The organism is Curtobacterium sp. 260 (assembly GCF_030803485.1).
In the GTDB taxonomy this organism is placed as follows: domain Bacteria; phylum Actinomycetota; class Actinomycetes; order Actinomycetales; family Microbacteriaceae; genus Curtobacterium.
In genome coordinates, this window is record NZ_JAURUY010000002.1 from 397,269 (window position 1) to 422,494 (window position 25,226).

Here is a 25,226-nt window from a genome sequence, read left to right on the forward strand (position 1 = left end):
CACGAGTCTAGCGGTTTACTGGCGGCATGGACGAGACGATGCGCCGCGGTGGCCGCCCCCGACGCTCGAGTGCCGAGGTCCTCGCCGACGCGGCTGCCGAGCTGTTCCTCGAGCAGGGGTACGCGCGGACGACCGTCGACCAGATCGCGGCCCGGGCCGGGGTGAGCCGAGCGACGTTCTTCAACTACTTCGGGGCGAAGTCGGACGTGCTCTGGCTGGAGCTCGACGCCGCGGTGGCCGACCTGCCCGCGTTCCTCACCGCCTCGACGGAGTCCTCGCCCGTGCGCGCCGTGGAGCAGGCCGTGCTCGCCGCGGCGCGGGCGCACGACCCGGACCGGGTGCCGTGGGCGATCGCCCAGGCCGAGGTGATGGACATCGGCACCGAGCTCGTCGCCAGTGTGGCGGCGCGGGTGATGGCGCAGCACGGGGCGGTCTCGGCGTTCGTCGGCTCGCGGACGGGGGAGCACCCGACGTCCCTGTGGCCGCAGACCGTGTCCGGGGCGATGCTCGGGGCCGCCGCGGCGGCGTTCGGGGTGTGGGTCGCCGACGGTGTCGCCCGCAGGTCCCTCGTCGAGTACGTCGGCGCGGCGCTGACCCCGGTCGCGGCGGGCCTCGACGCGCGCTGACCCGACAGGCGCTACTCGGTGCGGAGCGTCCCGGCGCCGCCGGCAGCGACGTCCTCCACCGTGCCGTCGCGCACGATCCCCGGGACGTCGCCGTCCCCTCGGGCTGCGAGCGACGCGTCGCCCGGGATGCTCAGGGTGAGGACGGCCTCCTCGATGTACCGGCTCTCCTCGAGCGACGCCTCGACCCGACGGAGCCGGACCGCGACGTGGTCCTCGAGCTCGTTGCCGGTCAGGTCGACCGCGGCCACCAGGAACACCCGGGACGGTCCGACGAACTCCAGGTGCAGGTAGGTGACGCGCTCCACCTCGTCGCGGCGGAGCAGCTCGGTGAGCACGGCGTCCTCGAGCTCGGGCGACGTCGCCTCGCCGACCAGGAACCGGCGGTTGCGCTCGATGAGGACGATCGCGACGACCCCGAGCAGGAGTCCGACCGCGATGGAGCCGATCGCGTCGAACACCGCGAGGCCGGTGAGCTGGTGCAGCAGCACGCCGAGGAACGCGATCACGAGGCCGACCAGCGCCGCGGCGTCCTCGGCGAAGACCGCCCGGAGCGTGGGGTTCGACGACTGCAGCACGTGGCGGAGCACCGGGACGCGGCGCTTCGTGGCGGCTCCGTGTGCCTGGCGGTAGGCCTGCAGGAAGCTCGTGCCCTCGAGGACGAACGCGATGCCGAGCACGACGTAGTTGAGCACGACGTCCTCGGCCGGACCGGTCTCGCCGAGCTCGGTGATGCCGTGCCAGATCGACACGACGGCACCCGCGGTGAAGAGGCCGAACGCGGCGAACATCGACCAGATGTAGGTCTCGCGGCCGTACCCCAGCGGGTGCTTCCGGTCCCGCTTCTTCGCGCCGCGTCGTTCGGCGACGAGCAGGAAGATCTCGTTGCCCGTGTCGGCCCACGAGTGCGCGGCCTCCGCGGTCATCGACGCTGAACCCGAGACCAGGGAGGCGACGGTCTTGGCGATGGCGACGAGCAGGTTGGCGGCGAAGGCGATGACGACGGTGAGCAGGGACTCCGGACGGTCCTGCTTCTCGGACGAGGGCATCGCTCCAGCATGCTCCGACTCTTGTAGACTCGTCCCACCAGGCGTCGAACCGGCCATCACCGGTGAGCCTCCGGAAGAACGCGGCAGCACCACCGCCGTCAGTAGACCCGGGCGGACCGGACCGCACCCCATCCGGCGAACGAGCGGTCGGTCGCAGCGCGAGCAGCGTCCGGCAAGCGAGGTGGTACCGCGGAGCACGCTCCGTCCTCGTGGAGACGAACCGAACCCACAGGAGCAGCTCGTGGCCTACCCCCTCAACGTCCCCACCGACGGTGTCGTCCCGTCCCCGTCCTTCCCCGCCGTCGAGCAGGGCATCCTCGCCTTCTGGAAGGGCGACGACACGTTCCAGGCGTCGATCGACCAGCGCGAGGGCTGCACGGAGTGGACGTTCTACGACGGCCCGCCCTTCGCGAACGGCCTGCCGCACTACGGTCACCTGCTGACCGGCTACGCGAAGGACGTCTTCCCGCGCTACCAGACCATGCGCGGCAAGCAGGTGCACCGCCGCTTCGGGTGGGACACCCACGGGCTGCCCGCCGAGCTCGAGGCCATGCGGCAGCTCGGGATCACCGAGAAGCACGAGATCGACGACATGGGCGTCGACGTCTTCAACGCCGCGGCCAAGCAGTCCGTGCTGCAGTACACCGACGAGTGGCAGGCGTACGTCACCCGTCAGGCGCGCTGGGTCGACTTCGAGGACGACTACAAGACCCTCGACGTCACCTTCATGGAGAGCGTCCTGTGGGCGTGGAAGCAGCTCTGGGACAAGGGCCTGGCGTACGAGGGCTTCCGCGTCCTGCCGTACTGCTGGAACGACCAGACGCCGCTCTCGAACCACGAGCTGCGCATGGACGACGACGTCTACAAGATGCGCCAGGACCAGTCGGTCACGGTGTCGTTCCCGCTGCAGGGCGCCCGCGCCGCTGCACTCGACCTGACCGGGGTCCGTGCACTCGCCTGGACGACGACCCCCTGGACCCTGCCGACGAACGCGGCGCTCGCGGTCGGTCCGGACATCGCCTACGCGGTCGTGCCGGCCGGGCCGGGAGGCGCGGCTGACGGTGGCGACGCCGGCTCGGCTCGGTACCTCCTGGCTTCGGACACCGTGGCCGCCCACGCGAAGGAGCTCGGCTACGAGAGCGCGGACGACGCGCTCGCCGCCGTGCTCCGCACGGTCGTCGGCGCCGAGCTCGACGGCGTCGAGTACGAGCGCCTGTTCGACTTCCTGGCGGAGGCCGAGGGCTACGAGCACGCGTGGCGCATCCTCGTCGCCGAGTACGTCGAGACGGGTGAAGGCACCGGCATCGTGCACCAGGCCCCGGCGTACGGCGCCGACGACCAGGAGGTCTGCGCGGCCGCCGGCATCCCCGTGGTGCTGTCCCTCGACGAGGGCGGACTCTTCACGGCGCAGTTCGGCGACGTCGCCGGCATGCTCTGGTCGGACGCCAACAAGCCGCTGACGAAGGCCGTGCGCGAGGCGGGGCGACTGCTCCGCCAGGCCTCGTACGAGCACAGCTACCCGCACTGCTGGCGCTGCCGCAAGCCGCTCATCTACAAGGCGGTCTCGTCGTGGTTCGTCCGCGTCACCGAGTTCCGCGACCGCATGGGCGAGCTCAACCAGGACATCAACTGGGTGCCGGACAACGTCAAGGACGGTCAGTTCGGCAAGTGGGTCGGCAACGCGATCGACTGGTCGGTGTCCCGCAACCGGTACTTCGGCACGCCGATCCCGGTCTGGGTGTCGGACGACCCGGCGTACCCGCGCCAGGACGTCTACGGCTCGCTCGAGGAGCTCGAGCGCGACTTCGGTCGCCTGCCGCTGAACGCGGACGGCGAGGTCGACCTGCACCGTCCGTTCATCGACGAGCTGACCCGGCCGAACCCCGACGACCCGACCGGGCAGTCGACCATGCGCCGCATCTCCGACGTGTTCGACGTCTGGTTCGACTCCGGCTCGATGCCGTACGCGCAGGTGCACTACCCGTTCGAGAACCGCGAGTGGTTCGAGGAGCACAGCCCCGCGGACTTCATCGTCGAGTACATCGGGCAGACCCGCGGCTGGTTCTACGTCATGCACGCGCTCTCCACAGCGCTGTTCGACCGCCCGGCCTTCCGGAACGTGATCAGCCACGGCATCGTGCTCGGCTCGGACGGCCAGAAGATGTCGAAGTCGCTCCGGAACTACCCGGACGTCTCCGAGGTGTTCGACCGCGACGGCGCCGACGCGATGCGCTGGTTCCTCATGTCGTCGTCGGTCATCCGCGGCGGCAACCTCGTCGTGACCGAGGAGGGCATCCGCCAGGGTGTCCGCGAGTTCCTGCTGCCGCTCTGGTCGACGTACTACTTCTTCACCCTCTACGCGAACGCCTCCGGCGACACCGGCTACCAGGCCTCGCGCAGCACGGCGAGCACCGACGTGCTCGACCGGTACCTGCTCGCGAAGACCCGGGTGCTCGTGGCGGACGTGACCACGCACCTCGACGCGCTCGACACCCCGCTCGCGGCCCAGGCCGTCCGGGACTTCGCCGACGTGCTGACCAACTGGTACGTCCGTCGGTCGCGCGACAAGTTCTGGCTCGGTGCGGACTCCTCACCCGAGGCCCGCGCGGCGTTCGACACGCTGTACACCGTGCTCGAGACGCTCACCCGCGTCGCCGCCCCGCTCGCGCCGCTCGTCACGGAGGAGGTCTGGAAGGGCCTGACCGGCGGGCGCAGCGTGCACCTCGAGGACTTCCCGGACGCGGCCGAGTTCCCGGCCGACGACGCCCTGGTCGCCGCGATGGACCGCGTGCGCGACGTCGCGTCGAAGGGGCTCGCGCTCCGCAAGGCGACCGGCCGCCGTGTCCGTCTGCCCCTCGCGACCCTGACGCTGGTCGTGCCGGACCCGGCAGCGATCGAACCGTTCGCGGACATCCTGCGTGACGAGCTCAACGTGAAGCGCGTCGTGCTCGAGCAGCAGGAGGAGTCCTCGCTCGGCCGCTACGGCATCGAGCGGAAGCTCACCGTCAACGCCCGCGCCGCCGGCCCCCGGATCGGCAAGCAGGTGCAGCAGGTGATCCCGGCCGCAAAGAAGGGTGACTGGGTCGCGACCGAGTCCGGCGTGACGGTCGGCGGCGTCGACCTCGTCGAGGGCGAGTACACGCTCGACCTCACCGTCGCGGACGACTCCGTCGCGGTGGCGTTCCTCGACGGCGGCGGCTTCGCGGTGCTCGACACCGTGACGACCCCCGAGCTCGAGGCCGAGGGGCTCGCCCGCGACGTCGTCCGCGCCGTGCAGCAGGCCCGCCGCGACGCCGACCTCGACGTCAGCGACCGCATCGTCCTGACGCTCCGGGTCTCCGAGGACGCCGAGGACGCGATCCGCACGCACGAGCAGCTCATCGCGGGGGAGACCCTCGCGACGAGCGTCGAGGTGACCACGACGACGTTCGCTCCCGGCGAGGGCTCGGACGTCGGCGACGGTGCGAAGGTGTCCGTGGAGGTGGCACGCGCATGAGCGACAGCGAGCAGTACGACGACGACCACGACGGCATCGAGGACCTCGGTCCGCTCGACGACACGGCCGGGGTCCGCATCCCGGTCGGACCGTCCGGCGAGGAGGCCCCGACGGACGCGCTGCCGTACGGCGGCGACGACGACGAGGTGCAGCGCGTCGAAGCCGCCCTGTACGCCCGGATCGGCGAGCAGGCACCCGAACGTCGGTTGACCGCCACCCGACGGGCCGTCGAGCTCCTCGGCGACCCGCACCTGGCGTACCCGGTCATCCACGTCACCGGTACGAACGGCAAGACATCGACCGCGCGCATGGCCGAGAGCATCGTCCGCGCCCACGGGCTGCGCACCGGCCTCATGACGAGTCCGCACCTGGTGTCGATCCGGGAGCGCATCGTCATCGACGGCGAGCCGATCGCGGCCGACCGGTTCGTGGAGAACTGGGACGACATCACCCCGATCCTGGCGATGACGGACCAGGAGCTCACCGACAAGGGCGAGCAGCCGCTGACCTTCTTCGAGGCGCTGACCGTCCTGGCCTTGGCGTGCTTCGCCGAGGCACCGGTGGACGTCGCCGTCATCGAGGTCGGCATGGGCGGCGAGTGGGACTCCACCAACGTGGTGCAGAGCCAGGTGCAGGTGATCACCCCGGTGGCGATCGACCACGCCAAGCAGCTCGGGTCGACCGTCGCCGAGATCGCGCGCACCAAGTCCGGCATCATCAAGCCGTCGTCGTCGGTCGTCTCCAGTGCGCAGACGCCCGAGGCCCTCGCGGAGCTCGAGCGGGCCGCGGAGCTCACCGAGTCGACGCTCGCGGTCGAGGGCACCGGGTTCTCCGTCGTGTCCGACACCCCGGCCGTCGGCGGACAGCTCGTCACCGTGCAGGGCATCGCCGGGCGCTACGACGACCTGTTCGTCCCGCTCTTCGGCCAGCACCAGGCGCACAACGCCGCCGTCGCGATCGCCGCGGTCGAGTCGTTCCTCGGGCGGGGCTCGCAGGCGCTCGACGAGGACGTCCTGTCCGAGGGCCTCGCGAACGCGACCAGCCCCGGCCGGCTGCAGCCGATCGCGCAGGAGCCCACCGTCGTGGTCGACGCCGCGCACAACCCGCACGGGGCGCGCGCCCTGGCCGAGGCGCTGCCGGTCGCGTTCCCGTCCGAGCACGTCGTCGGCGTCGTCGGGATCCTCGGCGACAAGGACGCCCGCGGCTTCGTCCGGGCGCTCAAGGACACGGTGCAGACCTTCGTCGTCACGCAGCCGCCGGGGGACCGTGCACTCGACGCGGACGCGTTCGCCCGCATCGTCGTGGCCGAGGTGGGCGAGGACCGGGTGGTCGTCGAACCCGCGCTCGAGCAGGCACTGCAGGAAGCGCGCGACCTGGCGGAGGAGGCGGACGCCGAGGACGCCCTCGTGCTCGTCGCCGGCTCCATCGTCATGGTGGGGAAGGTCATGGACCTGGTCCACGCGGAGAGCGGGACGAAGTGACGGACGCACCTCGGGCCTCCCGGCCGGGTCGACAGCCGCGCGTGCGGAAGCCGCGCCCGCAGCGCGGTGCCCGCGAGAGCCTCCTCGCGATCACCCTCGGACTCGAGGCCGTGATGTTCTTCTTCCCGATGCTCGTCGTCTACGGGAAGGGCACGCTGTCGCCGCTCGCGGCGTTCGGTGGCGGCATCCTGGCGATCATCGTCCTCGCAGCTGCCTCACGCCTGACGGGCAAGCGCGCCGGTGTATGGTTCGGGTGGCTGCTGCAGGCGGCCATCCTCGCCACCGGCTTCATCGAGCCGTTCATGTTCGCGGTCGGCGCGGTGTTCCTGGCGCTGTGGGTGTTCTGCTTCGTCAAGGGCGGTCAGCTCGACCGGCAGAACGCCGCGTTCCGGGACGCTCAGGCCGAGGACTGACCACCACCGAACCACAGGAGAACTGCGTGTCCGATCTCGAAGAGACCCTCGTCCTCGTCAAGCCCGACGGCGTCGCCCGCCAGCTCACCGGAGAGGTCCTCCGTCGCATCGAGACCAAGGGCTACGAGATCGTCGACCTCAAGATGGTCACGGCGTCGCGTGAGCTCCTCGACCAGCACTACGAGGAGCACCAGGGCAAGCCGTTCTTCGAGCCGCTCGTCGAGTTCATGCAGTCCGGCCCGGTCGTCGCCGTGCGCGTCGCCGGCAACGGTGTGGTCGCGGGCTTCCGCTCGCTCGCCGGCACCACGGACCCGACCTCGGCCGCCCCGGGGACCATCCGTGGCGACCTCGGTCGCGACTGGGGCCTCAAGGTGCAGCAGAACCTCGTGCACGGCTCGGACTCCCCGGAGTCGGCCGCCCGCGAGCTCGCCCTCTGGTTCGCCTGATCGACCGAAGCGGAGCACAGACGCGATGACGAACAACGACCGTCCCACGAAGAACGAGCGTCGCCAGCACGCCCGTGAGGTCGCTCGCCAGCGGGCCGACGCCGAGAAGCGCCGCAAGCGCCGCAACAAGTGGTTCCTGCAGGGCGGCATCGGCCTGGGCATCGTGGCCGTCGCGGCGATCATCGCGATCGTCGTGGTGAACGTGAACAGCGGGGGCACCACCTCCGCCGCCGGCCCGAAGAACATGGTCACCGGTGGCATCCAGTTCACCGGCGGCGACGGCAAGATCACGCCCGTCACGACCGGAGCGGTCTCGGCGGACGGCACCCCGTCCCCGGTCGCCACGGCCGACAGCGACGGCAAGGTCAAGGTCGTCGAGTACGTCGACTGGGCCTGCCCGGTCTGCAAGCAGTTCGAGGGCGCCTACGCCGACCAGATCACCGACTTCGTCAAGAACGGCCAGGCGACGCTCGAGATCCACCCGGTGTCGATCCTCGACCGCAGCTACCTCGGCTCGCGCTACGCCAGCCGTGCCGCGAACGCCGCGATGTGCGTCGCGAACTACGCGCCGGACAAGTTCCTCGACGTGCAGACGCAGTTCTTCGAGAAGCAGCCGGAGGAGGGCACGAAGGGCCTGACCAACGCCGAGATCGCCGACCTGGTGAAGGCCGGCGGGGCCACCGGCTCCGATGTGTCCGAGTGCCTGTCGAACGAGACGTACAAGGGCTGGGTCACGAAGATCACGAACCAGGTCACCTCGGACCCGGCGGTCGCCGGTCCCCAGGGCTTCGGCACGCCGACGATCCTGGTGAACGGGCAGCGTGTGAGCACCCTCACCGACGTCGTCCCGACCATCGAGGCCGCCGCGAAGTAGTCGGCCCCGCCGCACTCGGCCCCGCGCTCCCGATCCGGGAGCGCGGGGACGAGCGCTGTCCCCGGGCTGCCCGGGGCGCGCTACGGGGACCGTTCCGCGCGTGGAAGACCGTTCCGCGCGTGGGAGGTCGTTCCGCGCGTAGGAGGTCGTTCGTTTCGTCCTCCCACGAGCGGATCGTCATCCGATTGCAGCTGTGATGGGACGAAGTGCTCGCGAGTCCTGAGTCCCTGGTAGTCGCACCGCAGGCAGTACCCGGATCCGAGCGTCGCAGCCTTGGAACCCGGCCCATTGAGACGATCCGAGCGTGCTGTGCCGATCAGGACCGATCCGACGGCCCTCCCGAGCGGGCAGGACACGCCGCTGGCGATCCGCGCGAGGGCACGACTCGTCGCCGGAGAACGTCGAGCGTGACGGATCTGGCCCGCTCGGCGAGCCGGGAAGGGCTCACCCGGAGCGACGCGGCAGCGTCAGGCGGGCCGGGACGCCCGTCACGAGCGCGGCGTCAGAACGGGAGCGTCGAGAGCACGCGGGGGAACACGATGAGGATGCTGACCACGATCACGGCGTAGTTCGCCAGCACGAGCGCCCACGAGTAGGGCAGCAGCGAGCGCCCGACCCGCTGGAGCCCGGCGCCGAAGCGTCCCTGCGCCGCGTTCCAGGTCGTGAAGATCCAGAACATCGGGATCGTCACGGTCCACACGAGCAGGCACCAGGGGCACAGGTAGCCGATGACCCAGACGGTCTGCGTGAAGAGCCAGGTGACGAACACCCACGCCAGGAACACTCCGGCGTTGAACAGCACCCAGAACCAGCGGTGACCGTTCCGCATGCCGGCGAGCAGCATCACCCCGACGGCGATCGGGGCGACGAAGCCCATCACGCCGAGGAGCGGGTTCGGGAACCCGAACAGGGAGCCCTGCCAGCTCGTCATCACCTGCGAGCAGTTCACGAACGGGCTGACGTCGCAGCTGAGTGCCTTCGACGGGTTCTCGTACTTCGCGAACTCGTCCAGCACCAGGTTGAACGCGGCGAAGAGGCCGACTGCTCCGGTGACGATGAGGAAGACCGCCATCGCGACCGGGCGGCGGGGCGTGGTTGCGCTCGTGCTCACGGCGTCATCATCGCATGTCCGTTCCGGACCTTTCCTGGCACCTCGTGCGACAATGACAGCAGTCGCGCGGCCGATCCGTGCGGCGAGAGAGCTTTCCGGGCGCAGCCCGGACGATCAGGCGCGGTGAGAGCGCGCCGTGACCGGGACTCGCGTCACATCCGATGCCGAGCCGGTCGGGCCGGGTGTCCGACACGGAACGACACCGGACCGCACGCCGGGACGACGAACACCGGTCACGAGAACGAACACGGGGGCGTGGACGCCACCCGTGACAACCACAGAATTCCCGCCGTCCGTCAGGACGCGAGTGGGGCCGAGGAGTGCACCAGATCCATGGTGGAGCAGAACACCGACAACCCGAACAACGAAGAAGTCGCACCGAAGCGCCGTGGCCGCCTGTTCGGCAGCCGTCGCGCCCGGTCCACCGGCCAGGAGGCCCGTGGTGACGTCGACACCGACACCAGCGACATCGAGACGGTCGCCGTGACCGACGACGCGCCGACCGACGAGACCGCTGCGGTCGACGGTCCGGTCACCCCGGACAACGTGCCGTCGGACAGTGCCGCGACGGATGCCGAAGCGACGGACACCGAAGCGATGGACACCGGAGCGACGGGCAGCGCGCCGACGACCCCCGAGCCGACGACCCCTGCGTCGACGGACACGGCGACGGCGGACGACGCCGTCGAGGTCGCGGTCGAGCACGTCACGGCCGCCGCGGCTGAGCCCCAGGACGTCTCGACGGTCACGGGCAGCCAGCCCGTCGTCGAGGCGTCGTCGGACGGCGGTGCAGCCGGCATCGAGCGCAGCACGGTCGCGGACGCACCCGCTGCGACCACAGCAGCCGACCCGGACGGGGCGACCACGGCGGACGACGCGTCCTCCGCGGTGGCGACCGACGCGGTCGAGGTGGGCGGTGCCTCCCGGCCGGAGCCCGCATCTGCTCCCGAGGCGGACGAGCCCTTCGTGCCGAAGGCGACCAGCACCCTCAGCCTGATCTTCCACGCGCCGGTCCTGCCGGACCTGCCGGCCCTGCCGGCGCGCGCTGCGCGTGACGAGGACGACGACGAGGACGACGAGCAGGGCGGCAGCCGCCGTCGCTCGCGTCGTCGCGGGAGCAGTGCCGACCGCCAGGAGCGCGGCGTCCGCGAGCCGCGCGACCACCAGGAGCCGCGCCGCCGCGAGCCGGAGCTCATCACCGAGCCGCAGCGCATCAAGGGATCCACCCGCCTCGAGGCGAAGAAGCAGCGTCGCCGCGACGGCCGTGACGCCGGTCGTCGTCGGACGGTCATCACCGAGGACGAGTTCCTCGCGCGCCGCGAGAGCGTCGACCGCCAGATGATCGTCCGGTCGAGCTCGTCGAAGATCGAGATCGGCGTGCTCGAGGACAACGTCCTCGCGGAGCACTACGTCACCAAGTCGCACAACGTCTCGCTCATCGGGAACGTCTACCTCGGCAAGGTGCAGAACGTGCTGCCCTCGATGGAGGCGGCCTTCGTCGACATCGGCCGCGGTCGGAACGCCGTGCTCTACGCGGGCGAGGTGGACTGGAACTCGGTCGACACCGGCAACCACGGCCGACGCATCGAGGCCGCGCTCAAGCCCGGGGACAAGGTCCTCGTGCAGGTCACCAAGGACCCGGTCGGGCACAAGGGTGCCCGTCTGACCTCGCAGGTCTCGCTGCCGGGTCGCTACCTGGTCTACGTGCCGAACGGCTCCATGAACGGCATCTCGCGCAAGCTGCCGGACACCGAGCGCGCGCGCCTGAAGAAGATCCTCAAGGAGGTCCTGCCGGAGCACGCGGGCGTCATCGTCCGCACCGCTGCCGAGGGTGCGACCGAGGAACAGCTCACGCGCGACGTGCAGCGCCTGACCAGCCAGTGGGACGCGATCCAGAAGAAGGTGCAGAACGGGCACGCCCCGGTCATGCTGCACTCGGAGCCGGACCTGCTCGTCAAGATCGTGCGTGACGTCTTCAACGAGGACTTCACGAAGCTGATCATCGACGGCGAGGCCGCGCGCGGCACCATCGAGGAGTACCTCGACGCCGTGGCGCCCGACCTCAAGGACCGCGTCGAGATCTACGACGGCCCGGACTCGTTCGAGGAGTACCGCCTCAACGAGCAGATCGAGAAGGCCCTGGACCGCAAGGTCTGGCTGCCCTCGGGTGGCTCGCTCGTGATCGACCGCACCGAGGCCATGACGGTCGTCGACGTCAACACCGGCAAGTTCGTCGGCTCCGGCGGCAACCTCGAGGAGACCGTCACCAAGAACAACCTCGAGGCGGCCGAGGAGATCGTCCGACAGCTCCGCCTGCGCGACATCGGCGGCATCATCGTCATCGACTTCATCGACATGGTGCTCGAGTCGAACCGCGACCTGGTGCTGCGTCGTCTCGTCGAGTGCCTGAGCCGCGATCGCACGAAGCACCAGGTGGCCGAGGTCACCTCGCTCGGCCTCGTGCAGATGACCCGCAAGAAGATCGGCGTCGGGCTGCGTGAGTCGCTCGACGAGGTCAACGCCAAGGTCAACGACAACAACGCGGACCCCGGGCCCTCGAAGGGGCGCCGCAAGGGCCGCGGCAACGGCGGCTCGACCGGTGGCAACGGCAACGGCAACGGCAACGGCCAGGGAGGCAACGGGCACGGTGGCAACGGCGGCTCGGGCAACGGGGGCTCCGGCAACGGGTCGACCGGCCAGTCGTCGCAGGCGCACCAGATCACCGAGGACGTCAAGAACGCGCTGTCCCGCATCGCGGCCTCGACCCTGCCCCACGACGAGGCGTCGTCCGGCGAACCGGTGACCGGCGTGGCGTCGCCGCGCGGCGGCGCGGCGACCCCGGACCCCGAGGCCGCGGTCTCCGCCTCGGCCGATGCACCAGCGTCCGGTCCGTCGCCGGTGTCCGCGCCGGAGCGTGGCGCGGAGGACGCCGGTGGTGCGGGCAACCGTGACGGCGAGCAGTCGTCCGGGTCGAAGCGACGCCGCCGTCGTGGCGGTCGTGGTGCCGGCAGTGCTGCACCCGAGCAGCGCGGTACCGACGAGCAGGATGCCGAACAGCACGGCGGCGAGCAGCGCGGGTCCGCCGTGCGCGACACTGACGAGGCCGTCCAGCACCGTTCCGGCCGCGCGGGTTCCGCTGGCGCACAGGAGGCCCCTTTGCAGGGGTCCGCTCCCGAGCCGTCCGCGCAGGATGCCGCTCCGGCGAAGACCGCGCCGACCCGTCGCCGCGTGAGCTCGAGCGCTCCCGTCACCCCGACCGAGAACACCGTCGCGATCCTCGACATCCCGGTGGCCGTGACCAAGCGTGAGCCGCGTCCGGTCCGGGACGACGCGGAGTCGCTCCTCGACTCCGTGCTGCAGGCCCTCCCGGAGCCGAAGCAGCCGGGGCAGGGCCGATCGCGGTCGCGCCGTGTGTCGTCGCCGAGCATCAGCGCACCGGCGTCCTCGGACGACGACGGGCAGGACGACGGCGCCGTGATCGTGGGGAACTGACGTGACCCACGCGGGCGACCCGAACGGTCGGCAGCAGGACCGCGGGTACTACGGTGCGGGCTGGTCGCAGCCCGCACCGCCCGCGGCCGGCCAGCCCGGTGGCCCGGCGTGGCCCGGCCAGCAGCACGTCGGCCAGCAACCCGGCGGCCAGCAGCAGCCGCCGTACGGCCGCCCGCAGGACGGTCAGCAGCCGTACGGTCAGCAGCCGTACGGCCAGCCGCAGGACGGCCAACAGCCGTACGGCCAGCAGGGCCGGGTGCGGTCACGGCCGCCCCGGACCGCGGATCCGCGCCGGGCGTTCGCACCCGGAGCGTCGGTCGCCAACGTCACGGGGGCCCTCATCGCCGTCGTGTCCGTCGTGCTCGTCGAGGTGGTGTCCGGCGTCCTCGGGCTGCTCGGGGCGTCCCTCGTCGTGCACCCCTTCTCGACGTACGGCACCGGGGCGAGCCTGCTCGGCAGCTTCGTGTCGGGCGTGTTCGCCTCGCCGTTCCCGTTCTACGTGGGAGCGTTCACGGCCCTCGCGTTCCTCACGCCGATCGCGCGGCGGAGTCCGCTGCCGACGGTGCTCCTCCGTGCCGTGCTCGCCGGTGCCGCGGGGACGGTCGCCCTTGCGCTCGTCGGGGTCTTCACCGGGTCCTACGCCGCGGTCCGGACGGGGTCGGGTGCCCGGCTCGTCATCGACGTCCTCACCGGGCCCCTGCAGAACGGCATCCCCTTCACCCTCATGCTCCTCGCGACGTCGACCGTGGCGTGGCTCTGGCTGGGTCGTCCACGGGGAGGACGCCCGGGGCAGGGGCCGACGGGCGGACGACCGGGGACGGTCCGTCCTGCGGACGCCGTGCCCGCGCCGACCGTGCAGCCCGCCGTGCAGCCCTACGGTGCGCAGCAGCAGCAGCAGCAGTACGGTCAGCCGTCCGGATCCCAGCAGGCCGCCGGCCAGCCGCCCGTGCAGCGGCCCGACGACCGTTGGACGCCGCCGACGCGCTGACACCGACACGCTCGGTCGCCGGGCACCGCCGGTGCGCTGACACAGCCACCGGCGGGAGCCCGGCTCCGGGCGTCCGTCGTCGGCTCGCTCGACCCCGCCCGGCCACCCCGTGCACCGCCGGACCGCCGGACGCCGAACCGTGCCGACCGCACGGCGCGAGCTGCTGCTGACCACCGGGAAGCACCTCGCGCCACGCCGTCACGCGGTTCGACGTGCTCGACGTCGTGCGGACGACGACAGCGCCGCCACACTGCCGCTCGCCGGCCGGCGGCTGCCGGCGACCGGCGGCTGCCGGCGTCCGGCGTCCGGCGCCCGGCCTCCCGCTGCTGCCGTCCGCTGTGGCAGCCGGCCGCCGACCGCACGCTACGGCGGGTCGCATCGATCGTCGTGCCAGGGCCGACGGGACCGCGGCGACCCCGCGTCCTGCCGGGTGGTCCACCGGGCGCGACGCTGCGTGGCGGCGGCGGGGCGCGCCTCCCGGCCGTCGCGCCGCGGACCCGTGCGACGCGCCACGGAGGGAGCGCGTCGCCGACCGTCCGCGCGGCCTGCGCGGACGGTCAGTGCGTGTGCCGGTCCCGACCGCGCTTGTCGCGCTGCGCCACCCGCAGGCCGCTCGCGATGAGCCGGAGCACCAGCTCGCGCCCGGTCACCGCCGTCGCGCCCGCAGCCACCAGTTCGTCGTAGCGGGAACGCGGTACGTCGTAGTGGTCGTGGTCGAACGCGCGGCGGGGGATCCCGGCCCGTTCGGCGAAGGCGTGGAGTTCGTCGTAGGATGCATCACTGACGAGGTGCGACCAGACGGTGTCGTGGGCGGGCCACGTCGGCGGGTCGATCAGCACGGTCACGCGAGTCATCGTACGTGTGTCGCCGTTTGACCGGACCCGGGGGGATCGAGTATTCTCGATCCCTGGTGTCAGCGGGCCGTTCTGCCTGCGTCGCCGATCGGGCCCGGCCTCCGGGAGCCGCTCGTGCAGAAGTGGGCACCCGAGACTTCCCTCAAGCAGAGTACGTAAGGAATTCCACGTGGTTTACGCAGTAGTGCGCGCCGGCGGCCGTCAGGAGAAGGTCGAGGTCGGCACGATCCTCACGATCGACCGTGCCAAGGCCGACGACAAGGGCAACATCGACCTCGCCCCGGTGCTCCTCGTGGACGGTGACAAGATCACGTCGGCGGCTTCCGAGCTCGCGAACGTGACCGTCACCGCCCAGGTGCTCGAGGACCTCCGCGGCCCGAAGGTCGTCATCCAGAAGTTCAAGAACAAGACCGGGTACAAGAAGCGCCAGGGCTTCCGCGCTGAGCTCACCCGTGTCAAGATCACCTCGATCGCGTAAGGCGGGAGTAGAAGATGGCACACAAGAAGGGTGCGAGCTCCACTCGCAACGGTCGTGACTCGAACGCACAGCGCCTCGGCGTGAAGCGCTTCGGTGGCGAGGTCGTCAACGCCGGCGAGATCATCCTCCGCCAGCGCGGCACCCACTTCCACCCGGGCGCCAACGTCGGCCGCGGTGGCGACGACACGCTGTTCGCCCTCTCGGCCGGTTCGGTCGAGTTCGGCACCAAGGGCGGCCGCAAGGTCGTCAACATCGTCAACGCGTAACACCAGCGACGACAGACTCTGCGGGAGGGGCGGGCCACGTGCCCGCCCCTCCCGTTCTTTCGTGCACGACCTCGAGCGCCGCGGTACCGTCCGCGCGCTCGAGCCAGAACCAGGAGTGGACCCATGGCGACCTTCGTCGACCGCGTGACCCTGCACCTCACCGCGGGGAACGGCGGCAACGGCTGCGTGTCGGTCCGCCGTGAGAAGTTCAAGCCCCTCGCCGGCCCGGACGGCGGCAACGGCGGTGACGGCGGGGACATCGTCCTCGTCGCCGATCCGCAGGTGACGACCCTGCTCGGCTACCACCGCTCGCCGCACCGCTCGTCGAAGAACGGCCAGCCGGGCATGGGCGACATGCGCAGCGGTGTCAGCGGCGAGACCCTCGAGCTCCCCGTCCCGATCGGCACCGTGGTGCACGACGAGGACGGCGAGGTCCTCGCCGACATGACCGAGCCCGGCATGCGCGTCGTCGTGGCCCCCGGCGGTCAGGGCGGTCTCGGCAACGCCGCGCTCGCGACCACGAAGCGCAAGGCCCCCGGCTTCGCGCTGCTCGGCACCCCGGGGTGGACCGGCGACGTCAGCCTCGAGCTGAAGACGATCGCCGACGTCGCCCTGGTCGGGTTCCCGAGCGCCGGCAAGTCCTCGCTCATCGCCGCGATCTCCGCCGCGAAGCCGAAGATTGCCGACTACCCGTTCACGACCCTGACGCCGAACCTCGGCGTCGTCGAGTCGGGCGAGGTCCGCTTCACCGTCGCCGACGTCCCGGGCCTGATCGAGGGCGCGTCGGAGGGCAAGGGCCTCGGCCTCGAGTTCCTCCGGCACGTCGAGCGCTGCGAGGCGCTCCTGCACGTCATCGACTGCGCCACGCTCGACCCGGGCCGCGACCCGCTCTCCGACCTCGACGTCATCCTCGGCGAGCTGGAGCGCTACCCGGTGCCGGAGGGCCAGACCCCGCTCCTCGAGCGTCCGCAGCTCGTCGCGCTCAACAAGGTCGACGTGCCCGAGGCAGCCGAGCTCGCCGACTTCGTCACCGCCGAGCTCGAGGAGCGCGGCTACCGCGTGTTCCCGATCTCGACCGCGTCCCGCAAGGGTCTGCGCGAGCTGACGTTCGCCCTGGCCGAGGTCGTCGAGCAGGCGCGTGCCGATCGTCCCGCCGCGCCCGAGCAGGAGCGCATCGTCCTCCGCCCGAAGGCCGTCAACGAGAAGCCCTTCACCGTGCGCGCCGAGGGCGGCGAGGAGCACCGCTTCTACCGCGTCCGGGGCGACAAGCCGGAGCGCTGGGTCACCCAGACCGACTTCACGAACGAAGAGGCGATCGGCTACCTGGCCGACCGGCTCGCGAAGCTCGGCGTCGAGGACGGCCTGTTCAAGGCCGGAGCGGTCGCCGGGTCCACCGTCGTCATCGGCGGGGACGGCGGCATGGTGTTCGACTGGGAGCCCACGCTGACGTCGACCGCCGAGCTCATCACGAGCGCCCGCGGCACGGACGCCCGCGTCGGCGGATCGTCGCGCCCGACGCGCAACGAGCGCCGCGAGGAGTACTTCGAGCGCATGGACGCCAAGGCGGCTGCGCGCGCCGAGCTCGAGCAGGAGCGCGTGTCCGGCCTGTGGGCCGACGACGACCGGGACGACCAGGACTGACCGACGCATGACCGACGCGCGCGCACGCACCGAACTCGGGCCCGTCAGCCGGCGGCAGGACGTGCCGCGTGCGCGCCGGCTCGTCGTCAAGGTGGGGTCGTCGTCGGTCAGCGGTGACAACACCGGGCAGATCGCCGCGCTCGTGGACGCCCTGGCGGCGGCACATGCGCGTGGCACCGAGGTCGTCCTCGTGTCCTCCGGTGCCATCGCCACCGGGTTCCCGTTCCTCGGGCTCGAGGGACGCCCCGAGGACCTGGCGACCCAGCAGGCAGCGGCCGCGACCGGGCAGAACGTGCTCATGTTCCGGTACCAGAAGGAGCTCGACCGGCACGGCATCGTCGCGGCACAGGTGCTCCTCACCGCGGGGGACATGCAGAACCCGACGCACCGGGTGAACGCGCAGCGGGCGGTCGACCGGTTGCTCGCGCTGCGGGTGCTCCCCATCGTCAACGAGAACGACACGGTCGCCACCCACGAGATCCGCTTCGGGGACAACGACCGGCTCGCGGCCCTCGTCGCGCGGCTCCTCGGGGCCGACGCGCTCGTGCTGCTGTCCGACGTCGCGTCGCTCTACACCCGTCCGCCGGAGCACCCGGGGGCCGAGCCCATCGACGAGGTCCCGTTCGGTGACGAGCTCGCCGGCGTGACCTTCGGGTCGGTCGGGGCGGCCGGCGTCGGGACCGGCGGAGCGGGCACGAAGGTCGCCGCGGCCCGGCTCGCGGCCGAGGCGGGGACGTCGGTGCTCGTCACCGGGACCGCGCTCGTCGACCGGGCACTGGCCGGGGAGCACGTCGGCACCTGGTTCCACGCGGCGCCGCGGCGCTGACGGGGGTCGGTCGGCCGGGAGGCACGGTGCCGGCCCGCGACGTCGGCCTGCGGTCGAGACGTCGGCGTTCGGTCGAGACGCCGCGGCACGCCCCGCCCTGGCGGCACGATCGCGAGCGGTACCGGGCACCCGCGGGCGTGAGCGGATTCCTGCACCCGAGTGGCGCCTCCCGGCCGTCCCCACAGCTGCGACCCCACCAGCGTCACGAGCCCGGCGGTCGACCTAGTATCGGACCATGTCGCCGATCGTCACCGCCCCCACCCTCACCGACAAGCTGGTCGCGGCGCGTGCCGCCTCGACGGCGCTCGCGACGGCGACCACGGCGGTCAAGGACCAGGCACTGCGCGCCGTCGCGGTCGCCCTGCGCGCCGGGACGGACGCCATCGTCGCGGCGAACCACGGAGACCTCGTCGCGGGCGAGGACGGCGGGCTCTCCTCCGGTCTGCTCGACCGCCTGCGCCTCGACACCGCACGGATCGACGCCCTCGCCGGGGCGGTCGAGCACGTGGTGGGACTGCCGGACCCGGTCGGCGACCTCGTCCGCGGGTCTCGGTTGCCGAACGGACTCCAGCTCACCCAGGTCCGCGTGCCGTTCGGGGTCGTCGGGGCCATCTACGAGGCGCGCCCGAACGTGACCGTCGACATCGCCGCGCTCGCGCTGAAGAGCGGCAACGCCGTCGTCCTCCGTGGCGGATCGGCAGCGCAGCGCACCAACGCCGAACTGGTCGAGCGCATCCGCGGGGCGGTGGCCTCGGTGGGGCTGCCGGCGGACCTCGTGCAGACGATCGACGAGTTCGGGCGCCAGGGGGCGACCGACCTGATGCGTGCTCGCGGGCTCGTGGACGTCCTGGTGCCGCGGGGGAGTGCCTCGCTCATCCAGACCGTCGTGACCGAGTCGCAGGTGCCCGTGATCGAGACCGGTGCGGGCGTGGTGCACGTGTACCTCGATGCGTCGGCACCGCTGGAGCGCTCGGTCGACATCGTGCTGAACAGCAAGGTCCAGCGGCCGAGTGTCTGCAACGCCCTCGAGACGCTGCTCGTGCACGAGGCGGCTGCCGAGCGGTTGCTGCCGGTGCTGGCGGACCGCCTCCGAGCCGCCGGCGTGACCCTGCGCGGCGACGACGCCACCCGGACCATCGTCCCCGGCGTGCTCCGCGCGACCGATGCGGACTGGGCGACGGAGTCGATGGACCTGGACCTGTCGATCCGGGTCGTACCCGACGTCGACGCGGCGATGGCGCACATCGCGCGGTGGTCGACGCGCCACACGGAGTCGATCGTGACCGACGACGTCGACACGGCCGAGCGCTTCCTGGCCGAGGTCGACTCCGCGGTGGTGATGGCGAACGCGTCGACGCGCTTCACCGACGGCGGCGAGTTCGGTTTCGGCGCCGAGGTGGGCATCTCGACGCAGAAGCTGCACGCGCGCGGCCCGATGGGACTGCCCGAGCTCACCAGCACCAAGTGGATCGTGCGCGGGCACGGACAGATCCGCGGCTAGACTGGGCCGCGACTTCCCACCCGATCGAACGGAGCACCGGACCGATGACCTTCCTCGCAGAAGCTGCTGAGCACGCCTCCGGGGTGCCCGCGTTCGTCTTCCCGATGTGCGGCGCGCTGTTCTTCACGTTCCTCGGGTTCGTCACCTGGAGCTTCCGCGACGTCGCGTACCGTCACTCGCACAAGTTCGAGGCCACCCGCCACCACGAGACGGGTGTCGACGAGTTCGGTCACACCAAGCTCTGACACGCCGCTCGATGCTCGAGAGCACGGGGCGCCCACGCATCGGCGTGATGGGCGGCACGTTCGACCCGATCCACCACGGGCACCTCGTGGCGGCGTCCGAGGTCGCGCGTGCCTTCGACCTGGACGAGGTCGTCTTCGTCCCCACCGGTCAGCCGTACATGAAGTCGGACGTCACCGACGCCGAACACCGGTACCTGATGACGGTCATCGCGACGGCGTCGAACCCGATGTTCACGGTCAGCCGGGTCGACATCGACCGTCCGGGGCCCACCTACACGATCGACACGCTCCGCGACCTGCGTGACCAGCGACCGGATGCGCAGCTCGTCTTCATCTCGGGCGCGGACGCCGTTCAGCAGATCCTCGACTGGAAGGATCATAATGGCCTCTGGGACCTCGCGCACTTCGTCGCGGTCACCCGTCCGGGCCACGACCTGAGCATCACCGGACTCCCCGAACGAGACGTGAGCTTGCTCGAAGTCCCTGCACTGGCGATATCCTCGACGGATTGCCGCGACCGGGTCAGGCGCGGCCACCCCGTGTGGTACTTGGTCCCGGACGGGGTCGTCCAGTACATCTCCAAGCACCACCTGTATCGGAGCGTTGCATGAGTTCGTCCGACGCGCAGCCGCCTCTCTCGCGGCGTGAGGCGCGCGAGCGGGAGCGTGCCGCCGCAGCCGGCGGGCAGCCGGTCACCCCGCCGCCGACCGTCGCAGCACCGTCCGACCAGTCCGAGGCCCGTCGGCGACCGGGCTCGCACGTCGCGCCGTCGCCGAGCGGCCCCGCGCAGTCGGCAGCCCGTCCCGCCTCCGGCGACTCCGCTCCTGCCCCGCAGCCCGCCGGCGCGGTGTTCCCGCTCACCCCGGCTCCGGCCTCGGCGACGGAGATCGTGCCGGGGACCGGCGGCCTCACCCGTCGTCAGCTCCGCCTGATGCGCGAGGCCGAGGGGCAGGCGGTGCAGCCCGTGCCGCTGCGCGCGCCGACCCCGCAGTCCTCCGACCGCACCGTCCAGGACGTCATCGGGTCGGTCGGTCACCTCGACCAGGACACCGAGCGTCCGCGTCCGGCCTCGGCAGACCGCGGGTCGTCGACCCCGCCGCGTCCGGTCCCGGCGTCCGCGGATCGTCCGACCTCGGCGCAGGACCCGGTCCGGTCCGCCCAGGTCCCGCTCGCCCCGACCCCGGTCGTCGACGCCTCCGAGGCGACGGACCGGACCGGCGACGCCACGGACGCACCCGGTCAGGAGCCTGCCGCCGAGACCGAGATGCTCGACGCCGCTGCGGTGGCCCAGGCGACCGAGGCCGACGGCTCCCCGGACGCGATCGAGCCCCTGAGCGAGGCCGCGGCGCACGCCGAGGAACCCCGACGCCACCGCACGACCTGGGCGCCGCCGGAGACCGACGACGCCCCGACCACCGGCGACGCCCGGGCCACCGACGACGGCCAGACCACCGACGACGGCCAGACCGACGACGCACGGCGCTCGGACGGTGCCGCGGACGACGATGCCGCCCGAGTGGCACCGTCGTCGGCGCGGATGCCCTCGTCCTCGACGCCCGTCGTCTTCCCGCTGTCGCTCGACGACGACACGAACGAGGTCCCGATCCAGCGCCCGACGCCGGCGACGGATTCCCGTCCCGACGACGGCGCCGACGCCGTCGGTGACGCCCCCCGCGTCCCCGCCGCGTTCCGTCGGAGCCCCGAGCCGAAGCCGGTCACGACGGCCTTCGAGCCGCCGGCCGGTCACTGGACCCAGCAGGCGCGGGACGCCGGTGACACCGAGGTGCACGACGTGACGGGCACGCGCCGCGTCGCGGTGCAGGACACCAACTCGATCGTGCTGCCGAACTCGGCACTGGCCGACCCGACCGGGGCCCTGAACGCCACGGGAGAGGTCATCCTGACCGGTTCGATCGACCTGCCCGCGTCGCTGTCCTCCACCGGGTCGCACCGACCGATCGACGGGTCCGAGGTCGACCGTCTGCTCGAGCAGCACGACGAGCAGCCGGAGACGGACGCGAGCCCCGTCCGGGCGAGCCGTGCGGTCTCGAGCCACACGTCCACCCGTCAGGTCGTGCTCGCCGCCGCGAAGCCGAAGGAGTCCCGGACCCCGGTCATCCTCGGCGTCACCGTCGGCGCCGTCGGCCTGGCGGCCGCCGGGGTCATCATCGTCGCCCTGCTCACCACCCACCTCGGCGGCTGACCGCCCGCCGACCCCTCGTCGAACGTCGCCCCGTCGTCCGTCCCGGCCCACCGGCCTGGCCGCTGTCGGCGGGGTGGCCTATGATCAGGACCCACCACACGGACCCGCAGAGCGCGGTGCCGACGACCGGAAGGACTCCGTGACCGCCTCCTCACGCGCACTGGAACTCGTGCAGATCGCCGCCCAGGCGGCCGACGCGAAGCAGGCCGAAGACCTCGTCGCCCTCGACGTGACCGGGCCGCTGCAGCTCACCGACGTGTTCCTGCTCGCGACCGGCCGGAACGAGCGCAACGTCCTCGCCATCGCGGACGAGGTCGAGGACCGTCTGATCGCTGCCGGCGCCAAGCCGCTCCGACGCGAGGGCCGGACCGAGGGCCGCTGGGTCCTCATCGACTTCGGCGACATCGTCGTGCACGTCTTCCACGAGGAAGACCGTCAGTACTACTCGCTCGAGCGCCTCTGGTCGGACTGCCCGACGATCCCGCTCGAGCTGCCCGTCGACCACACGGCGTAGACGCGACGCGCCCGGGTGGCGGAGACGATTTCGTCACCCGGCGTTCGCGTGGTGTACGCTTTCATGGTGCCGCCGGGAACGGGGGCACGGAGCAACACGATCTGGGTCTGTGGCGCAGCTGGTAGCGCACCTGCATGGCATGCAGGGGGTCAGGGGTTCGAGTCCCCTCAGATCCACCGAAGAACACGACGAAGCCCCGCCGGACACCCGGCGGGGCTTCGTCGTTGCGGGCTTCCGCACCCCAGTACGCTGTTGCGCATGAGCAACGACGCCCCCGTGGCCGGTTCCCAGTCGACCGGTCCCCACCTGGCCGGATCCCCGCTGTCCGGGTCTGCCCTGACGATCACCGCCGGCGGGTACACCGCCGAGATCGCCTCGGTCGGGGCGTCGCTCCGGACACTCCGCGCCGACGGACGCGACCTGGTCGTCCCGTTCGCCGCCGACGAGGTCCGTCCGGCCTTCCGCGGCGCCGTCCTGGCCCCGTGGCCGAACCGGGTCGTCGACGGCCGGTACACCTTCGGTGGACAGGACCACGAGCTCGCCCTGACCGAACCGAAGCGGCACCACGCGCTGCACGGCCTCGTCGCCTGGACCGACTTCCGCATCGTGGCCCACGAGCCCGACCGTGCCGTGCTCGCCACGACCGTCCCCGCGCAGGAGGGGTACCCGTACCGCGTCGAGGTGCTCGTCGAGTACCGCGTCGACGCCGACGGACTGCACACGACCGTCACCGGGACGAACACCGGTGGGGACGCGGCACCGTGGGGGACCGGACCGCACCCGTACCTCGTCGCCGGCGCCGGTCGCGTCGACGACTGGACCCTCACCCTGCCCGCCGCCGAGGTGCTCGAGGTCACCGAGGACCGTCTCGTGCCGACCGGCACCGTCCCCGTGCACGACGAGTTCGACCTGCGCACCGCGACCGCGATCGGCGACCGTTTCATCGACCACGCGTTCACCGGGTTCGACCGTGACGGCGACGGGCTGGCGACGATCGTGCTCACCGCGGCGGACGGCCACGGGGTCCGGGTGTCCTTCGGGCCGGAGTGCGGCTGGGCGCAGGTGCACACCGCTGACCACGTCGTGCCGGAGTACCACCGGGTCGGCCTCGCGGTCGAACCGATGACCTGCGCGCCGGACGCCTTCAACGCTGGCGAGGAGTCCGGGCTCGTCGTGCTCGCACCCGGTGCCGCGCACGCCGCTTCGTGGACGATCGCCGCGGTCTGACCCGAGCGCGGGTCCTCGCGCGTCGCCTCGACGTCGCCCCGGACCTCGGTGCGCTGGCGGCTGCCACCGGCTCCGACGTCGTCTGGCTCGACTCCGGGCTGCCCGAGGGTGCGCCGGAGGCCGCTCGTGGACGCGCCCGGTGGTCGGTCCTCGCCCACACGGACGGGCCGTTCGCGACGCGGTTCCGGCACGAGGACCGACACGCGGTGCTCGAGGTCCCGTCCGCCGCGCAGCGGTGGTTCGGGCCGTCCCGCACCGAGGCGCGTGCCGCCTTCACCGTGCTCGACGACCTGCTGACCCGGACCCCGCCGCTCGAGGCCCCCGTGCCGGGCTGCGGGTTCGCGCTCGGCTGGGTCGGGTTCCTCGGGTACGAGCTCGGTCGCGAGTCCGGCGGCCCCGACCGCACCGCGGCACACGCGGACGCCGACCTGCGCTTCGTGGACCGCGCGCTCGTCGTGCACGCCGACGGTCGTGCCTGGGCGCTCGCCCTGGTGACCGACGACGAACCGACGGCCAGTGCGGCGAACCGGGCGTGGCTCGCGGGGCCGCACACGGGGCGGCCGTCCGCCGACGCGACGGACGGCACCACGGGCCTCCAGGCCGGTGCGGACGGGCGCGTGTCCCGCGACGCGTACGAGGCAGCGGTCGAGGCGTGCCGCGCCGAGATCCGTGAGGGGAACGCGTTCCAGGTGTGCCTCACGACCGCCTTCGCGGTCGGTGCATCCGGACGGGAGGCCCTGCTCACGCCCGCCACGGACCCGCACCTGGTCGAGTACCTGCGACTGCGGCGGGCGGACCCCGTCCCGTTCGGCGCCTACCTGCGACTCGGCACGCTGCGGGTCGCGAGCCGCTCGCCGGAGCGGTTCCTGCGGGTCGGTGCCGACGGCACGGTCGTCGCCGAGCCGATCAAGGGCACGCGCCCGCGTGACCCGGACCCGCGACGTGACGCCACGGCGCGCGCGGCGCTCGCGGCGAGCCCGAAGGACCGCGCCGAGAACGTCATGATCGTCGACCTGCTGCGGAACGACCTGCTCCGCTCGGCGGTGCCCGGGTCGGTGCACGTCGAGCGGCTCTGCGACGTCGAGACCTACGCGACCGTGCACCAGCTCGTGTCGACGGTGTCCGCCGTGCTGCCGGCCGGGGCGTCCCGTGCAGCGCTCGTGCGCGCTGCGTTCCCGCCGGGGTCGATGACCGGGGCGCCGAAGATCAGCGCGATGGCGATCGCGGACCGGCTCGAGGGGGCACCGCGGGGCGTGTACTCGGGGGTCGTGGGCTACTTCTCCGCGGACGGTGCGGTCGACCTGTCGGTGGCCATCCGCACACTGGTGACGGTGCTGGACGACCGGGGAGCGGAACGCTTCCGGACGTTCGGGGCCGGAGGCGCGGTGACGTGGTCGTCGGTCGCGTCGGACGAGGCGGACGAGGTCGAGACGAAGACCCGGTCGGTGTTCGGAGCACTGGGGGTCTCGGCCCGCTGGTGAGCGGGGTGTCCGGGCGC

The 25,226-nt window shown here is 72.1% G+C and carries 22 protein-coding genes and 1 tRNA gene; 20 read left to right on the forward strand and 3 right to left on the reverse strand.

What is annotated here, in order from left to right; all coding sequences use genetic code 11:
* Positions 1-26: 26 nt before the first annotated feature.
* Positions 27-626, forward strand: coding sequence for a TetR/AcrR family transcriptional regulator (locus tag J2X59_RS04225; protein WP_066653145.1), 600 nt, complete (start codon positions 27-29; stop codon positions 624-626).
* Between the two features lie 11 nt (positions 627-637).
* Here J2X59_RS04225 and J2X59_RS04230 read toward each other — a convergent pair whose 3' ends face one another.
* Positions 638-1,672: a cation diffusion facilitator family transporter gene (locus tag J2X59_RS04230; RefSeq protein ID WP_326495811.1), complete on the reverse strand. Its 1,035-nt coding sequence runs from the start codon at positions 1,670-1,672 to the stop codon at positions 638-640.
* A gap of 241 nt (positions 1,673-1,913) precedes the next feature.
* On the opposite strand from J2X59_RS04230, the gene ileS reads away from it, so the two are divergent.
* The 5 genes from ileS to J2X59_RS04255 are packed head-to-tail and all read left to right on the forward strand — an operon-like array spanning position 1,914 to position 8,382.
* Positions 1,914-5,168, forward strand: a complete 3,255-nt coding sequence (ileS, locus tag J2X59_RS04235) for an isoleucine--tRNA ligase (RefSeq protein ID WP_326495812.1) — start codon at positions 1,914-1,916, stop codon at positions 5,166-5,168.
* On the forward strand, positions 5,165-6,649 hold the full coding sequence (locus J2X59_RS04240; protein WP_326495813.1) for a bifunctional folylpolyglutamate synthase/dihydrofolate synthase: 1,485 nt from the start codon (positions 5,165-5,167) through the stop codon (positions 6,647-6,649). Before ileS ends, J2X59_RS04240 begins: the two co-directional genes overlap by 4 nt.
* A 41-nt stretch (positions 6,650-6,690) precedes the next feature.
* A complete protein-coding gene (locus tag J2X59_RS04245) occupies positions 6,691-7,062 on the forward strand; it encodes a DUF4233 domain-containing protein (protein WP_326495814.1) in 372 nt (123 codons plus the stop codon).
* A 26-nt stretch (positions 7,063-7,088) separates the two neighbouring features.
* Positions 7,089-7,508 (forward strand): nucleoside-diphosphate kinase, encoded by a 420-nt coding sequence (gene ndk, locus J2X59_RS04250; protein WP_326495815.1) that lies wholly within the window; start codon positions 7,089-7,091, stop codon positions 7,506-7,508.
* 25 nt (positions 7,509-7,533) lie between these two features.
* Positions 7,534-8,382, forward strand: coding sequence for a DsbA family protein (locus tag J2X59_RS04255; protein WP_058728427.1), 849 nt, complete (start codon positions 7,534-7,536; stop codon positions 8,380-8,382).
* Positions 8,383-8,884: 502 nt separating this feature from the next.
* Here the strand turns inward: J2X59_RS04255 and J2X59_RS04260 are convergent.
* Positions 8,885-9,493, reverse strand: a complete 609-nt coding sequence (locus J2X59_RS04260; protein ID WP_311205892.1) for a vitamin K epoxide reductase family protein — start codon at positions 9,491-9,493, stop codon at positions 8,885-8,887.
* A gap of 333 nt (positions 9,494-9,826) precedes the next feature.
* On the opposite strand from J2X59_RS04260, the gene J2X59_RS04265 reads away from it, so the two are divergent.
* Both J2X59_RS04265 and J2X59_RS04270 read left to right on the forward strand, forming a co-directional pair.
* A complete protein-coding gene (locus J2X59_RS04265) occupies positions 9,827-12,985 on the forward strand; it encodes an Rne/Rng family ribonuclease (RefSeq protein ID WP_326495816.1) in 3,159 nt (1,052 codons plus the stop codon).
* Between the two features lies 1 nt (position 12,986).
* On the forward strand, positions 12,987-13,973 hold the full coding sequence (locus tag J2X59_RS04270) for a hypothetical protein (RefSeq protein WP_326495817.1): 987 nt from the start codon (positions 12,987-12,989) through the stop codon (positions 13,971-13,973).
* Between the two features lie 557 nt (positions 13,974-14,530).
* Here the strand turns inward: J2X59_RS04270 and J2X59_RS04275 are convergent.
* Positions 14,531-14,818: a DUF4031 domain-containing protein gene (locus J2X59_RS04275; protein WP_326495818.1), complete on the reverse strand. Its 288-nt coding sequence runs from the start codon at positions 14,816-14,818 to the stop codon at positions 14,531-14,533.
* Between the two features lie 178 nt (positions 14,819-14,996).
* Here J2X59_RS04275 and rplU point away from each other — a divergent pair, with 178 nt between their 5' ends.
* The 12 genes from rplU to J2X59_RS04335 all read left to right on the forward strand — a co-directional run bounded on the left by rplU (position 14,997) and on the right by J2X59_RS04335 (position 25,209).
* Entirely contained in the window at positions 14,997-15,305 is a 309-nt protein-coding gene (rplU, locus tag J2X59_RS04280; RefSeq protein WP_066653169.1) for a 50S ribosomal protein L21, read from the forward strand.
* 14 nt (positions 15,306-15,319) lie between these two features.
* Positions 15,320-15,571: a 50S ribosomal protein L27 gene (rpmA, locus tag J2X59_RS04285; RefSeq protein WP_022905368.1), complete on the forward strand. Its 252-nt coding sequence runs from the start codon at positions 15,320-15,322 to the stop codon at positions 15,569-15,571.
* A 123-nt stretch (positions 15,572-15,694) separates the two neighbouring features.
* Complete coding sequence (gene obgE, locus J2X59_RS04290; RefSeq protein WP_066653172.1) at positions 15,695-17,212, forward strand: GTPase ObgE; 1,518 nt, start codon at positions 15,695-15,697, stop codon at positions 17,210-17,212.
* A 7-nt stretch (positions 17,213-17,219) separates the two neighbouring features.
* Complete coding sequence (gene proB, locus J2X59_RS04295) at positions 17,220-18,038, forward strand: glutamate 5-kinase (RefSeq protein ID WP_326495819.1); 819 nt, start codon at positions 17,220-17,222, stop codon at positions 18,036-18,038.
* A gap of 235 nt (positions 18,039-18,273) precedes the next feature.
* The gene (locus J2X59_RS04300) at positions 18,274-19,539 is read left to right on the forward strand and encodes a glutamate-5-semialdehyde dehydrogenase (RefSeq protein ID WP_326495820.1); all 1,266 of its coding nucleotides are present in this window, start codon (positions 18,274-18,276) and stop codon (positions 19,537-19,539) included.
* A 44-nt stretch (positions 19,540-19,583) separates the two neighbouring features.
* The gene (locus J2X59_RS04305; protein WP_058728434.1) at positions 19,584-19,784 is read left to right on the forward strand and encodes a hypothetical protein; all 201 of its coding nucleotides are present in this window, start codon (positions 19,584-19,586) and stop codon (positions 19,782-19,784) included.
* Between the two features lie 11 nt (positions 19,785-19,795).
* On the forward strand, positions 19,796-20,395 hold the full coding sequence (gene nadD / locus J2X59_RS04310; RefSeq protein WP_326495821.1) for a nicotinate-nucleotide adenylyltransferase: 600 nt from the start codon (positions 19,796-19,798) through the stop codon (positions 20,393-20,395).
* Positions 20,392-21,987, forward strand: coding sequence for a hypothetical protein (locus J2X59_RS04315; protein ID WP_326495822.1), 1,596 nt, complete (start codon positions 20,392-20,394; stop codon positions 21,985-21,987). The genes nadD and J2X59_RS04315 overlap by 4 nt, the downstream gene beginning before the upstream one ends.
* Before the next feature lie 139 nt (positions 21,988-22,126).
* A complete protein-coding gene (rsfS, locus tag J2X59_RS04320) occupies positions 22,127-22,501 on the forward strand; it encodes a ribosome silencing factor (protein ID WP_066653181.1) in 375 nt (124 codons plus the stop codon).
* A 103-nt stretch (positions 22,502-22,604) separates the two neighbouring features.
* A tRNA-Ala gene (locus tag J2X59_RS04325) sits at positions 22,605-22,677 on the forward strand.
* An 82-nt stretch (positions 22,678-22,759) separates the two neighbouring features.
* A complete protein-coding gene (locus J2X59_RS04330; RefSeq protein WP_326495823.1) occupies positions 22,760-23,728 on the forward strand; it encodes an aldose 1-epimerase family protein in 969 nt (322 codons plus the stop codon).
* Positions 23,707-25,209 carry an anthranilate synthase component I family protein gene (locus tag J2X59_RS04335; protein WP_326495824.1) on the forward strand — a complete coding sequence of 501 codons (1,503 nt, stop codon included), beginning with the start codon at positions 23,707-23,709 and terminating at the stop codon, positions 25,207-25,209. The genes J2X59_RS04330 and J2X59_RS04335 overlap by 22 nt, the downstream gene beginning before the upstream one ends.
* Positions 25,210-25,226: the final 17 nt, after the last annotated feature.